Source organism: Telluribacter humicola (assembly GCF_017355935.1).
GTDB lineage: Bacteria > Bacteroidota > Bacteroidia > Cytophagales > Spirosomataceae > Telluribacter > Telluribacter humicola.
Window position 1 is genome coordinate 172363 of record NZ_JAFIQT010000006.1, and the last position, 14230, is coordinate 186592.

Annotated in this window: 13 protein-coding genes and 1 tRNA gene; 5 read left to right on the forward strand and 9 right to left on the reverse strand. The window is 45.6% G+C overall.

Going from position 1 to position 14230, the window contains the following annotated elements; all coding sequences use genetic code 11:
- The first annotated feature begins 74 nt into the window (after positions 1–74).
- The 3 genes from JUB14_RS21760 (at position 75) to JUB14_RS21770 (ending at position 2021) form a co-directional block, all read left to right on the forward strand.
- Positions 75–524 carry a hypothetical protein gene (locus JUB14_RS21760; RefSeq protein WP_207508938.1) on the forward strand — a complete coding sequence of 150 codons (450 nt, stop codon included), beginning with the start codon at positions 75–77 and terminating at the stop codon, positions 522–524.
- A gap of 87 nt (positions 525–611) precedes the next feature.
- Positions 612–1925 carry an MFS transporter gene (locus tag JUB14_RS21765; protein ID WP_207508939.1) on the forward strand — a complete coding sequence of 438 codons (1314 nt, stop codon included), beginning with the start codon at positions 612–614 and terminating at the stop codon, positions 1923–1925.
- 21 nt (positions 1926–1946) lie between these two features.
- A tRNA-Val gene (locus tag JUB14_RS21770) sits at positions 1947–2021 on the forward strand.
- 103 nt (positions 2022–2124) lie between these two features.
- On the opposite strand, the gene JUB14_RS21775 is transcribed toward JUB14_RS21770, so the two are convergent.
- The 3 genes from JUB14_RS21775 to JUB14_RS21785 all read right to left on the reverse strand — a co-directional run bounded on the left by JUB14_RS21775 (position 2125) and on the right by JUB14_RS21785 (position 3143).
- Positions 2125–2403: a hypothetical protein gene (locus JUB14_RS21775; RefSeq protein ID WP_207508940.1), complete on the reverse strand. Its 279-nt coding sequence runs from the start codon at positions 2401–2403 to the stop codon at positions 2125–2127.
- Positions 2404–2517: 114 nt separating this feature from the next.
- Complete coding sequence (locus tag JUB14_RS21780) at positions 2518–2826, reverse strand: hypothetical protein (protein WP_207508941.1); 309 nt, start codon at positions 2824–2826, stop codon at positions 2518–2520.
- Between the two features lie 83 nt (positions 2827–2909).
- Complete coding sequence (locus tag JUB14_RS21785; protein WP_207508942.1) at positions 2910–3143, reverse strand: hypothetical protein; 234 nt, start codon at positions 3141–3143, stop codon at positions 2910–2912.
- A gap of 237 nt (positions 3144–3380) precedes the next feature.
- Between JUB14_RS21785 and JUB14_RS21790 the strand changes: the two genes are divergently transcribed.
- Positions 3381–3692, forward strand: coding sequence for a hypothetical protein (locus JUB14_RS21790; protein ID WP_207508943.1), 312 nt, complete (start codon positions 3381–3383; stop codon positions 3690–3692).
- Between the two features lie 130 nt (positions 3693–3822).
- A complete protein-coding gene (locus tag JUB14_RS21795; protein WP_207508944.1) occupies positions 3823–4542 on the forward strand; it encodes a hypothetical protein in 720 nt (239 codons plus the stop codon).
- Positions 4543–4553: 11 nt separating this feature from the next.
- Here JUB14_RS21795 and JUB14_RS21800 read toward each other — a convergent pair whose 3' ends face one another.
- The 6 genes from JUB14_RS21800 to JUB14_RS21825 form a co-directional block, all read right to left on the reverse strand.
- A complete protein-coding gene (locus JUB14_RS21800) occupies positions 4554–5615 on the reverse strand; it encodes a hypothetical protein (protein ID WP_207508945.1) in 1062 nt (353 codons plus the stop codon).
- 5 nt (positions 5616–5620) lie between these two features.
- The gene (locus tag JUB14_RS21805; RefSeq protein ID WP_229368121.1) at positions 5621–8290 is read right to left on the reverse strand and encodes a hypothetical protein; all 2670 of its coding nucleotides are present in this window, start codon (positions 8288–8290) and stop codon (positions 5621–5623) included.
- 20 nt (positions 8291–8310) lie between these two features.
- Positions 8311–9060: a glycosyltransferase family 2 protein gene (locus JUB14_RS21810; protein ID WP_207508947.1), complete on the reverse strand. Its 750-nt coding sequence runs from the start codon at positions 9058–9060 to the stop codon at positions 8311–8313.
- Positions 9061–9131: 71 nt separating this feature from the next.
- Positions 9132–10256 (reverse strand): acyltransferase family protein, encoded by a 1125-nt coding sequence (locus JUB14_RS21815; protein ID WP_207508948.1) that lies wholly within the window; start codon positions 10254–10256, stop codon positions 9132–9134.
- An 8-nt stretch (positions 10257–10264) separates the two neighbouring features.
- Positions 10265–11959, reverse strand: a complete 1695-nt coding sequence (locus JUB14_RS21820; RefSeq protein WP_207508949.1) for a hypothetical protein — start codon at positions 11957–11959, stop codon at positions 10265–10267.
- 488 nt (positions 11960–12447) lie between these two features.
- Positions 12448–14190, reverse strand: coding sequence for a glycosyltransferase family 39 protein (locus tag JUB14_RS21825; protein WP_207508950.1), 1743 nt, complete (start codon positions 14188–14190; stop codon positions 12448–12450).
- Between the last annotated feature and the right edge of the window lie 40 nt (positions 14191–14230).

Genomic DNA, 14230 nt, shown 5'->3' on the forward strand with positions numbered 1-14230 from the left:
GACCGCATACATTCGTTACTTTTGCAAAAATCTTTAACATTGCCGGGATTCCCTAATAAAAACTGTTCGACTATATGAATCGTTTACTAAGTTACATATCGGTTTTTGCTTTTGTAGTGCTTTTTTCTGCCTGCAACACTACAGATCCGGAGCCTACTAATCAAACCAAAGACAAGGTGCTGGTTTCTAATCCCTGGCGTCTGATATCAGTTACAGACGTGAACGGGAAAGCCATACCTACCAATCAGCTAAGCTTTGAGACCCAGGCCATCTATATGTTCGATATTCAGTTTTTTGATAACAACGTTACCAAAGCACTTGACCGTACTACCCGTCAGGTTGTCAATGGTGGTACCTGGTATCTGAAAGATAACTCACAGGTACTTGATATTGAAGTAAGCCAGTTTAAGGGAGCGTTTGGTGTAATAGAATTAACCCGTTCAAAGATGACGTTAAAGAACCGGGTACCTGTCAGCGGTGTACAGCAGGATGCACACATGGTGTTTGAGCCGGTGATTCAATAGGAAGAATTCATTCAAAAATATATTTGGAAAATGAGGCGGCAGGTAAAACCTGCCGCTTTTTTTATATTGCACCCAAATACTCTCCTCATGCAAAAAAATAACCCTCGCACCATCAACGCCTGGTGCATGTACGACTGGGCCAATTCCGTTCATTCGCTTGTGATCGTCTCCAGTATATTCCCCATTTATTTCAACGCTACCGCAAAGAACGAACAGGGGGGCGATATCATCGACTTTCTAGGGATTACCATCAAAAGCTCCGTGCTTTTTTCGTATTCAGTTTCCATGTCGTTTCTCCTGGTGGCCCTGCTGATTCCATTCTGCACCGCTATGGCTGATTATGCCGGACGCAAAAAGCTGTTCATGAAGCTATTCTGCTACACTGGAGCCGCCAGCTGTGCCTTCCTGTACTTCTTTACCCGCGATACACTAACCATATCGGTACTGGCCTTTATGCTGAGCCTGATAGGGTGGAGTGGGAGTATCGTATTCTACAACTCGTTCCTGCCCGAGATTGCTACCGAAGAGAACTTCGACCGGTACAGTGCGCGTGGATACTCGCTGGGCTATATTGGTAGTGTACTGCTGATGGTATTTAACCTATCCATGGTGCTCTTTCCAGCTATGTACGGGATCACCGATCCTTCACTGCCGGCGCGGATCTCCTTTCTGACCGTTGGTATATGGTGGGTGCTATTTGCGCAGATCCCATTCCGTTACCTTCCTAACAATACACATAACAAGTCCACAGAAGGTAGCTGGATATTCAACGGGTTCAGGGAGTTGAAAAAGGTATTTGGCCAAGTTCGGAGCCAGACCAACCTGACCCGCTACCTGCTGGCTTTTTTTGTATTCAACATGGGGGTACAGACCGTTATGTACGTTGCGACTATATTCGGAGCCAATGAACTGAAACTCCCCGATCAGAGCCTGATCATAACCATACTGCTAATCCAGCTCGTAGCCATTGCCGGTTCGTACCTGTTTGCTTATCTATCCAGCAAGCTCGGTAACATTTACGCTTTGATGATCGGTGTAGCTGTTTGGATAGGTATCTGTACAGGCGCTTACTACGTTACTCTGGAGACAGAGTTTTTTGTACTGGCTGCTGTGGTAGGTATGGTTATGGGGGGTATACAGTCACTGTCACGGGCTACCTACTCCAAGCTACTACCCGTTGATACGCAGGATACGGCTTCCTATTTTAGCTTTTATGACGTAACCGAAAAGGCTTCCATAGTGCTGGGTACGCTGGTATACGGTCTGGTAGAGCAGGTGACCGGTAGCATGCGTAACAGTGTACTCGCTCTGTTGCTGTTCTTTGTGGTAGGTCTGGTACTGCTATCCCGTATTCCGTCACAAAAAGTATATCGCTTCCGTTTGGACAGTACCGGAAATTAGTATATTTGCCAACCCGAAAGCAGGATGTTAGCTCAGTTGGTTCAGAGCGCCGCCTTGACAGGGCGGAGGTCAGCGGTTCGAGCCCGCTACGTCCTACAAAGCAAACAAGAACGGCTCTCTTCATACGAAGGGAGCCGTTCTTGTTTCTAAAATGCATGGTTTGTGCAGCTTAAAGGGTCACCACGTATTCCTCAGCATTTTACATTATACTGTGTCCTCTTCCGGTGCCTCCATGGTACTCGGGTACTTGTTTCCCGTACTCTTGTAACAGCCATCCATACACATAGTTACACTCATCTTCGCTAATGAACTTCCAGGTTGCAATCGGAAAGTGGTCGAAGGTTGTATTGGCTGTGAGTGTCTTGTTAAATAGTATACTGTGCGAGCCATCATGTGGGCTTACATAGAGGGTTATGGATTCGACCTGATCAAGATTGACCACTGGTGTTGTATCGTTGAGCTTAATTAATTTTGTCATGGTATGGTATTGTCTTTTTTGTTTCTTCTTGATATCAATGTTGCCCCTAGTCAATCAATAAGTAGGCAGGCGTAGTGTGCTATTTTATTAGATAGGTCATTAAACAGATTTAGATTAATGATCTTTTTGAATATGTCCTTTCAGTGGGTCAGGTGTTTGTAGCTTTTCTATGAATGTATCAATGGAAGACGGATACGCTACACCATAGGTCTTAACCAGATCATAGATAATCTTCTCCCCTTCAACAGCTTCACTAAAATTCCATGAAGAGATAGGTACATGATTGATGTGATCGCCAACAACTACAAGTTTGATAAAGTTGATAGTACAGCCTCCGTCGGTAGTTCTGGATAGATTGATATAATCTACCTGAGCGAGGTTAACAACATTATCCTGGTATTTGTGATGAACTAACTGTGTCATAAGGTACGGGTTGGTTTTATGTTCAAAAGAAATTTTAAAATTGTAAGCAGGTACTCCAGCGTTTATGATCGGCAGTACCCTACTTAAATCGTGATGTTAGGATCATGCTCCGGCGCGATGGGTGGGAGCGGTTCGTCAGTTGGCTGTAAACTCGAGCTACGGTTACAGTTAGGACACACCATTGATGGGATTACCTGATTGTAAAGGTGGAAGTCGTCCTTCCCTTCTTTATTGGTAATCATATATCCACAGTGTTCACATGTTGCATCGTACCTGAAGTCTTCGCCCCGCCAGTCATAGGTTTTACTGATTTTCATAACTATCACTACTTTGTAATAATTAATAAACCCCTAAACGTCTGCCAGTGTTAAAAGCTTTTTTATACTATAAATCAGGAGTTTTATTGACCGGTATTCTACAATCCGTGAATAAGTACTATAATTGAGAACCAGGAAGCTATAAAAGATTCTTTTTTAGAGTTAATAGTATTAATACTCAAACAAGTAACCTTTTTGCAAGTTATAATGACAGGTATCTAGATAAGTATGTATAGAATGTATCAACTGGAATTAGAGCGCATAGGGGGGAAGATCGTCGGTAGATGTGAAATCAATCACAACCTGATCGTAAGTAGGCCCAAAACTACTCTTGATAAAGTCCTGGATGAGATATTACAGGTGGCCCAACTCCTTGACGAGCCAGTTTATGAAGAGCCTGTTTTTGAAGTGGTGTGGGTAGAGAACAGGGGAGAAGTTAGTGATAGGGCTGAAAAGAACTCAGGCTCCCAATGCTCATGCGATCACCACCAGAACTGCATTGAAATTTCTGCTTCTCTATCTCACCTCATTCCTACTGAAGATAATTAATCGGTACTTCATAGCTATTTACCCTTTACTAAGTTGGAGCCTGCTCTACTGCTCCGCTTGCACTTCTCTTTTCAAATCCATAATTTTCTTTTAAGTTGGCTGGCATAAAGTCAACTCATGCCATTCCTTTATGAATAAAGATCACATTGTGGTTGCTACCCTGACTTGGGTACGGGATGCTCAGGAAGAGCAACTGATGCGGGAAGCTATGCAGCATCTGGCCGAACTGGATGTGCCTGTCTACATTACAGACGGAGGCTCCGGAAAAGAGTTCATTGAGTATTTGTCAGGATTTCCAAAGTTTTCAGTTTTCAAGGCAAATGAGGCAGGTGTATGGCCGCAGGTTAGGCAAAGCCTGCAGGCAATGGATGAGTCGGTTCGCTTTGTGCTGTATACCGAACCCGACAAGGCGGAGTTTTTTCGTAGCTCTCTGAAAGAGTTTATTCTTGAAGCACCCGACTCAGATCAGGTAGGGGTAGTGCTTGCCAGCCGGTCACAAGACGCTTTTGCCACCTTTCCAGCGTTTCAACAGCATACCGAAACCACCATCAACCGATGCTGTGCCGAAGTTATATCCAGGCTTTTTGACTATACATACGGTCCTTTCCTTTTTAATAGAAAGCTTATACCTTACCTGTCCTCGCTGGAAAAAGAAATAGGCTGGGGCTGGCGGCCATTTTTGTTCTGTCTGGCCCACCGGCTGGGGTATAGCGTAGAAAGCCTGGCACAGGAAGTACCCTGTCCCGTGGACCAGCGGGAGGATGACCCCAAAGAGCGTATCTACCGGATGCGTCAGCTTACTCAAAATATCCAGGGTATCGTACTTGCGACCACCGTGCCGGTTGAGTAGTCTGAATATGCTTATATAGTACTTGTCTGGGAGAGGGGCTTTGTTTTGCCTGATGGATTGTTAGCCAGTTCCAGTATCAGGTTATTTACTTTATCAAGCCACAGGTACTGCCCCTGGCAGGTCCAGTGTGAATCGCCTATCAGATACGATTGGTCTTTGATCTTCCTGAAATCTTCCAGCACATCTACGTAGGGAATCGGTAAGGCCGGATGGTTGTAAATCCGCTCGATCAGTTGGTTGTAGTTGTAAAAGTAAGGGATCAGTACAGAGCTCTTGTTAGGAATAATCGAAAGTACTACATGATCAAAGCCCATCTCTTTAAAGCGACGGGTATTTTCTGTAATATTCTGGACCAGGGTATCTACCTGACTATTACGGATATGTGCATAGGATGAAGTAATGCTGGTCGTATCCGTATCCAGGTAGTAAACAACGTGATTACCATCTTCAGAAACCGTGACTTTATCATTAGCCCGGTCAAAGAAACGGTAATTGAAGCTGGCTTTGAGTTCTTTGAAGGCTAGTATGGGATCGTATTGGAAAAGCAATAGTTCCAGACGATCTTCGGTTAGTGAAGAAGAGAAAAGGTTATCTACTTCAGCCATGATGCGCGGAGCGTGTGGATCAGCCTGGTAGGTGGCGCTGTCAGGTACCAGATTGGTAATAGAGGCTGTGGCTAGGTGTTCACGGAAGTGCCGTTCTACCGATTCCAGCAATAGTATATTAGTGGCTGTTGTATCCAGCTTTATATGAAGTACATTTTCCCAGTGCACGTATTGGTATTGATCTACCGGAAAGTCCTGCGCACCGACCCGCTGCGCTTCGGTAAAACTATCCCCGATAAGGTACAGGTGAATCTTCTTGCCGGATGGCTTAGTAGGGGGAGTGTACTCCTGACAAGACTGACGATCATCCCTGAACTGCGGCAGGTTGGAGAGCCGGTAAAGGTCACCATAGCGGTAGTCGTCAGGAAGTATTTCTACCTTGGCCAACTGCTGCATGATGGTACGGCTGCAACCAGCCAGCCAGATTAGACTAAATATCGTAAGAAATAAATAGCGAAGGAATTTCATGCTGTTTATCTAAGCTTAATAGACCAGGTCTGAATTTTACTGCCCGAGCGGCTGAATACGAACAATTTATAAAAAGCAGGTTGATAGGTAATACCCACCGGCTGATCTGATGGAATAGGTTTATCGCCCAGGCGACGGCCCGATAGATCAAATAAAGAGGTAAAACTACCGGAACGAACTGAAATAAATCGGTTATCCGACCCAAAAAAGTGGTACTGAATGGCTGAGCCACGTTGTAGGTTCTTTATCTCAAATAACTCTTCACCCTCTTTATTAAGTATAGCCATACGGGTATCCGAGGCACGGATAATCAGCCAGTCCAGCGAGTTTTTATCATAAACCAATTTAAAGCGGGTAGATGACTCCGGACGAAGCAGCTGCTTACGGGAGATGATTTTGCCCGACATATCAATGTAGATCAACTCACCCAGCGAGCTTACCCCTACCAGCTCAGGCTGATTAGTTACGGGGTTTTGAGTCCAGGCAAACGAGCTTTCGGTTCGGGTCAGGATGTCGGCCGGGAAGCCCTGCTTCACCATACCATTCTCTTTGAACAGGTAGATCTTACCGTTTCGCTGGGTTACAATAAAGTACTTGTTACCTAGCTGGTTCAAAGCTACCACCGGACTCTGTATATCTTCAAGACTGACAAACCGATTTATTCGCCTGGGTGAAGTACCTACCCGATCCCACACAAAAAGGTCCGATGCAGGTGTTTTCAGTACAAACCTGCTGCTACCATCAGTCCCACCATCTACCCGGTATAGCGAATTGATAGACTGTCCATCAATGAGTGTTGTGGACAAGGGCGTAACGATACCCTGTTCGTCTTCATCAAGTACATATACCCGCTGCGGAGTAGCTACAATGCGTTGCTGCCTTCCGATATTCAGGAAGTCAACCTTGTAAGAGGTAGTCGCCAGCGGGCCGTCCAATCGGATCAGTGGTTTTACTTTTCCTTCTTTGATATCATCGATCTTGAAAAGGGTATTTGTCTTGTCCGTGAGCAGGATCTCCGGGCTGCCGTCCTCGGGATTCTGAAGAGTAGCCAGTTCCTGATCGAATAGCTGTGGCCACTGAATATCTGTATTCAAAAATGTCCGATTCAGTACTTTGCTGGAGGTACGTTGTTTTTTAGGAATCAGGGCCAGACGTGGATAGGCTTTTGCCCCGTCGAAGCGGCATTCGTACACCAGACTCTCCATCTTGAGGGAGAGGTCGCTGTGCAGTCCGGGAGCAGCACTTGATACGGCTGATTCCGCCTTCCGTACATTGACGACCAGCGATAGCTGAGCAACATCCGACTTGTCGGTGAGCAGGCTGTCATAGTCAGGTGATTGCTTCCAGGTAAGATGATTCTCATAATCCACAATGTAGTTGCGGAGCGCCTGGCTGTTGTTACTCATGACCAGGTAAGGGGCTACATAAGTAATGTAGGTACGGGCAAAACCAGTAAAAAGCGGGCCGTACAGACCTGCCGGAAGTTCCGTAACAGCTACCGAAAACAGGTCATATCCCTGAAACTGATCTACCGATACATTGGCTTCGGGCGTAGAGAGTCGGGCGAGCCGGGACAGCAGGGGGCGAATCTTATCATAGTTGGAGAGTTCGACCAGCAGTATTTTTCCATCGCTGATACTGTTGCTTTCTTCCAGCTGGCAAAGGATCAGTTCAGAACCGGTATTCTCGGTCAACTGATTACTCTCACTACCAATGTAGTAGTTAAGCTTTAAGCGAGCCTCTGATGCGTTGCTCTGGGTCCAGTTGAGGTACTTTTCTTTGAAAGCTGCCTTGTCGTTACTGGCTATACGATATAGGTAGGAAGTCTGCTGTGAAATATGCCCATGGTTACTGAAAGGCATACCCTCCTGATCCGCAATCCATGCTGTCAGGTAGTTGTCTTCAGGATCACAACCCATGGACTGAAAAGAAATGGTTTTGTTTTTGCCCGACTGGATCAGGTGGTAGTCCTGCAGACCGGGAAACAACTTTGCAAACTCAATCAGGTTGGCCGGGTAGACCGACTTGAGTAGCAGATTCTGCCAGGCTCCTTTCTTTACGTACAGACTAAATCCATAGTCAGCGTCATTGGCGTGCTCAAACTGGCTCTGCAGCAGAAAGGCCTGCAACTGGGAGGATGACTTACGGATGACATCCTCAATCAGATCTCCGTACCGGCTGATGATCAGGTAATCATCCTTGATCAGGTAAGAGAACAGGTTTCGTGACTGGGTATCGTTGATATCCGTGATTTCCTGATCCTGAAAAGTATGATGAAGTACCCGGATATCTGATCGCCTTGGCGATGCCAACCATTGTCTCTCCTGTTCGTTGACGATTGGAATGTACATGATTATACCTGCTCCGGCCCCCGAACGAGGGTGGTAGGAGTAGGTAATGGTTTTATCATGAAGTAATGCGGCAACCTGGGACGCATCGGTTGTAAACCAGTTGAGTACCCCCAGATTTTCGCTGGCAGCGTCAATGATAGGCAGGTTTTTCAGGTTGATCTGAGCATCCGTCGCTACAAATACCGAGTCCTGCAACTTATCACTGCTGATAACCGCCAGCGTGTTAGAAGGAATTAACGTCCAGGCTGCTTCGGAGCGGCCCCACCCTCTGAACCAAAAGTAGCCTGCCAGGGCAAGCAAAAGGATGATCAGTAAGGCAAACATATATTTCCTCCGCACAGTAATCAGTTAGTTGACCGAATCGATTTTACTTTATCATTTAGATCCATACGGAAGCGTAGCAGCTCATTGAAAGAGCGGATACATACCTTCCAGAGATTCCACTTTACGATGGAAACGGTACCCGTCGCACGATCCTTGTGTGTAATGGGTATATTATACACTTCTTGTCCGGCTTTCTTGGCCATCACTGCCAGGAATATATTAGGAGCAAAAGGCTCAGGATCGGGAAGTTGAGCCATGAGCTTGCGCAGGAACGAACCCCGGATGAGTCGGAAGGGAATGTTACTATCCAAGATATACGTACCATACACTGTCGAGATAGTACCACGAAGTACTTTGGTGATGAAGAGTCGTACCGGAGCATCGTGACGTATTTCACGGTAACCCAGAATGAAGTCAGACTGGTTACGCTTATCCCACAGTTTGTCAAAGTCCTCCGTTACAAACTGATCATCGCTATCGGTCTGGAATACAAATTCTGAATCTAGTTCAAGGGATTTGCGGTATCCATTTACAACGGCATTGCCATGACCTCCGTTCTTCTGGTGTACGACGGTTAGATTTGGATTATTAACCTTTATCTTATCAAGCAGCTCTCCAGTTTTGTCTTTGGAGCCATCATTGATTACGATCAGGGTAGTTTTATCATTGGGAAATTTCTTTCTGAGGAAGTCAGTCCAATTTTGCACCACTTTTTCGATACAATCCTGTTCGTTGTAGGCGGGCATTACAATGCTCAGTAAATAAGCCATTAATGTGAAGTTTGTTTGAGTTGTTCAAAATTAAGTAAATAGCGCGTATCAGCACCTATTATATCCATATTTTAGTATGCATAACGATCCTTAAGGTTATTTATAGGCTTTTCTATAATAAACCAGGATAGTGACGCTACTAAGGTGGTCAATATAAAGAATAATACAAGTTCGAATACCATATTGCCGGTTAGCGCCGGCAGGTACTGATATATTTTATTCAGTAACCTGACCGTAGGGTGATTGGGGGAACTATGGAAGTGGTTGTACACAAAGTTATGGTACACATACAAGCCATAGCTTATTTTACCGAGGTAGTTGCTTACCGGATTTTCCAGAAACCACTTCATTCCCCCTTCAAAACCAAGCACCGCTTTCCCAATCAGGAAAAAGCAAAAGATTGATCCGAAAAAGCGCTCCCATACATCATTAGCTACATTATGAACCGTACGCGGATCGTTGATATCAACGTTGGTTTTGGACCAGGTTACTACCAATATCCATGAAGCCAAACCCAACCAGATCCAGATTGTTTTGCTAAACAGCTTTTTGAACTTTTCAAAGTGCGTCAGCTGCAGCCAGGCCATAAAGCCACCCATGGCAAATGAGTCCAGACAGGTAGGCATGGAAACATAATTAACGACCCATTCGTACCCGCGGTAGTAGAAGTAGGCTCGGAGTGCCACGCTTAAAACCGTCATAAGCCCAAGGAAGGGGACCAGCCACTTGCGGGGCATGAAGAAGATTACAAACGGGAAGAAAATATAAAACTGCTCTTCCACTGCCAACGACCAGAAATGGTCAATCACTCCCAGCCACCGCTGGTTGACGGCTATGTAAATGTTGGTTGCATACAGAACGCACCACCAGAGTGTTTCCCGAACCGGAGGAACATTAAGCACATACAGGACAAAGATCGACAGGTAATAAACCGGGAAGATCCGGAGTGTACGCCGTATGTAGAACTTCTTCAGGTAGGCTCCCAGACCACCTTCCTTGCCCGCTGTTTTTTCCTTACTCACCATCAGGATGCGGGTGATCAGAAAACCACTCAGTACAAAAAAGAGCGTAACTCCTAAGGGGCCTAGGGGAATCTTGTTGATGGCAGCCAGCCAGTGATCTACCAATACAAGGGCTACTGCTACGAATCGAAGTCCGTCTAATTGAATAAGATAACCATTTGAAACTGTACGCATATCAGGACTTACCAATTCTTTCGGATAATTTCTTGTTCAACTGCTTTTGTTGTTATGGAATCTTTGCCAAAGTATATACCTATCTGATCACCATGCTTACGCACCAGCCCCACGGCATATCGGTCGGGGACTATTTCATAATAGGGAATATCAACACCAAAGCCGGGAGCAAAGTACTGCTGCTTCAGGAATAGCTGTTTTCGGTTGGCATTGCGGGTTCTATAGGCAGGGAAAAGGTAATACCGGTCTTTGGAGCTGAGAAGGATATACACGCCGCTATCCTGCAGCAGCTGGCTCGAATACTTTTCATTCCGTACCTGGACAGCATTGTCCAGAGTCTGAACGGAGGTTTGATTGTACAATTCTACAATGCCACGCGTAGTACCGGCGAATGACTGACGTGTCGCTACGGGTAGCAGACGGAGCCACTTTTCATAAAACATCGGCGTATCTGCCACCAGATTTGCTACAAAGGAGGTGTCTTTGTCCGGCTTCAGATTTTTGGTAACGTATGTATTATTGAATTGCATCGTAGTGAGTTGCTTTCTCAGGTTAAATGCATCTACCAGGTGATAATGGTAGCTGAATATATTATACAATACCGTAAAGAAAACAATACCGGATACGTAAGGCGAAAGAAAACTACCCCGGATGGGAATAACTACGTATAGGTATCCGATGATCAGTAGCAGGAACGAATAGATCTTGTACCGGCTCGTGATGAGGGGGCCTACCCCCAGGTCAGCCCGTGAGTATACTACAATGGCGGCAGTACCCAAGATAAACAGGAGCGTTCCCAGACAAAAAAGATCGGTTGTGCGGGCAGCCTGGTACTCGTAATGACTCAATACTATCCGGAAAAGATTGGTAGAGATAATGGAAACGGCTACCAGAAACAGCACCACCCCCATAATGATACAGACCTGCAGGTGATCCTGTACCGGAAACGCCTCCGCAAAAGATCCCAGAAACGCCATGTACCCCTTGAACAGATCCAGCAGGCCTGCCCGGTGGGTGGTATTGGAATCCGGAGTAGAATAGGTGCTGAAATACAGGTAAATATAAAGGCCGCTCATCACCAGCCAGATACCAAAGCGGCTGCCTTTCTTGGCCAGGAATAGGATCACTGCTCCAATGGGAAGTATCAACAGACCATTTCCGCTGGTAACTACCGCTATCGCGACTATAAACAGGGAGAGTATAAAATACCCAAACTGTGGTAATATACTCAGGTATAAGGCCCAGAGTACCAGTACTACTACCCCGAAGTTCTGAATAGAAGCCATCCCCCAGTACATATTCTCCCATGAGGCCAGCGTCAGCCATATAAATGGGATAGGCAGTAGCGTGTAAAAAGGCTTTTTATTGGCCCGGAGGATCAGCCAGCATAGCAGGATTACGCCCAGCAGCATAATGTTCCCTACCAGCATCAGGTGCACGTAGTTGAGTGCGCCAAAAATCTGGTAGTCGATCAGGGCTACCAATCGGGTCAGTAGTATACGGTGTTCGTTATGCTGCTTGGCCAGGGCCGCCCAACGTTCGCTCCAGGTAGTAGCCTGGGTATAGTTTAATAAAAATTCTTTAAGAGTATGATCATCCCACTTGGGTATATTGATGGCATAAAAGTCAAATACCCAGAAGTAAATGAAAATGGGGACCAGGATGGCTATAAAAATAAAAATATGTAAAGCCTTTCGAGGCATACTTTATATCAGTGATCGTTAGAATAGAGGCGGTAGTGAAAAATAACCTGTCTTGAGTAGTAGGTTCATTGTTGTACTATAACAAGTTGTAATCCCGTGAACCCGGAAAGCGTCTGCTTGTATCATAGCTTAAACTTATGGATGGATTTAGGCAGATTAACGCAGATAGTTTACGACTTGCTGGTTGTATGCGAAGGCAGGTGTGGGCAGTACGTTCAGCTTGATTACTTTCAGTGAGTATGGTAGTGTATTCGCTACTGTGGACATCATTTGGTAGTTTACTATTGTGGTAGTAGTTGGAATAAGGATTCCGTATAGCTCAACTCCAAAAGAGGGGAAGTTGTTGCTAAAATCTTTCAGCGTCTTCCCCTTTTCATCAAATTAGACTTTTTAAGGAATCTACGCAAAGGAAATAAGAATTTATTGAAATACCTTACGAACTACCCACCCTGTTACCGACCGGTAGCATATATAGGTTGGTAGCCGGATCAGTATCGGTACGTTAGCCCTTCAAAATCAAAGATCAGGGTGCGGGTACCATCCACATGTTTGATATATACCTTATCCGGTTCATTCAGATCAATACGCTGTATGATCCTGGCGTCTTTAGGCAAGTAGAGATTAATATATTGTGCATCAGTAATACCCTTGGTTCGCTCTTCCCCCACAACACCGGAATACAGGCTACTATTCTGCGATGGTATAAGTACTGTATCTCCTTCACTATATTCTTTAACGATTCGGTCAGCGGTCGTATGGTACGGATTAGCTATGCGAGGCTTGCCGAAGTACGTATACTTGGGAGAGGTGTCACGAACTATATTCACATTGGTACGTAACAGATGGTATCCCTGAAGAAACAGGAAACTTACGGTAAGCAACTGTACCAGCATACCTTTTCGAAAAGCTTCTCTAAGTCCGATGGCATAGATAATAATAACAAACGGAATACTCATACCTATGTACCGCTGTGAAAGGCTTGTGGTATGCCCTGATTTAAGTGCATCAAATATGATATAGCCCATAGGTAAAAGGTACATCAGTACGGCCAGCATCACCAGCTTCAGGGTACTGCTCTCGAGACTATGGTAACGATCATATAACCACCGGATAAAAAGAAGCAGGATGTAGTACGAAAACAGGACCAGAAATAGATCCAACTTGGAGCTGGTGTATAGGAAAAATAGTACCACCGTTGGGACAATGGCTGCAAGCGCATGAATGAGCCGTGCGTTCTTGATCCGGTTAGCTATGAATAGGATCAGGCCAAAAAGCAATAGTGTAATAAAGAAATTTCGGATACCCATGACTGAATTATACAGACCATTGGAAAGTGTATTCATATCGTAAAAGATATCTACTACCTTGGTCGATACGCTCTTGAAGTTGATGGGGTCCACTATGCCGCGCAGAGGGTTCTGATCCTGGGGCATGTGGGCTATCTTGTAGTGTAGTTCGTTTTTGTCCTTCAGGAATTTGAGGGAGTATTGTCCGCCTCCAAAGTTCAGCCACCATAGCAGTACTCCACCACTTACCACTCCGGCGATACTCATCAATACCCAGTTGCGGGCACGCCGCTCATACAGCAAGCAGATCACCGCGTGTGAAACCAGGATCAGGAAGTTGAGGTAGTGGTTGAGCAGCGACATGGATGCCAGAAGCGTGTATGCTACCAGGTACAGGATCTTGCGGTTATTCCTTTGCTCCTTGAGTAGTAGCAAAAAAATATACGAGGCTGCTACTACCAGGAAGAACGAAAGCGTATAGCTGCGGGCCATATGGCTCTGAGCAACATTGAGAGGCTCCACGGCCAGTAATAGGGCTGAAAACAGGGCAATAGTATTAGATCGCAGGAAATGCCTGACCATGCTAAAGAGCAGAACAATGGTCAGCGTATTGATAAGAGCGCTCAGCAGCCGAACATAAAAGTCAGATAGTCCAAAGATTTTGATCCACTGATGGAGAAGCAGATTGTATACGATGTGGGTGCCAAAGTCGGAGCGGGCTACGGCACCAAAGAAGTCTTCAAGCTTTTTGGGTTTCCAGAAGTCTTGGGGGGTAAAGTAGGTATTGTTGAGTATTTCGGGTTGATTGGCTCCGCCAACAGAGACTCCCTGGGCATTCAGTAACGTAAACTTTTCATCAACATAAGGGGCATAGTCCCCCAGATTATACACGCGTAGTAGCAGACCCAAGGCCACGATCAGGCACAAGGCAAGGTAACTTTTCATCAAGTATGGTTTCTTCTTAAAAATGGATACACTCGTGAGG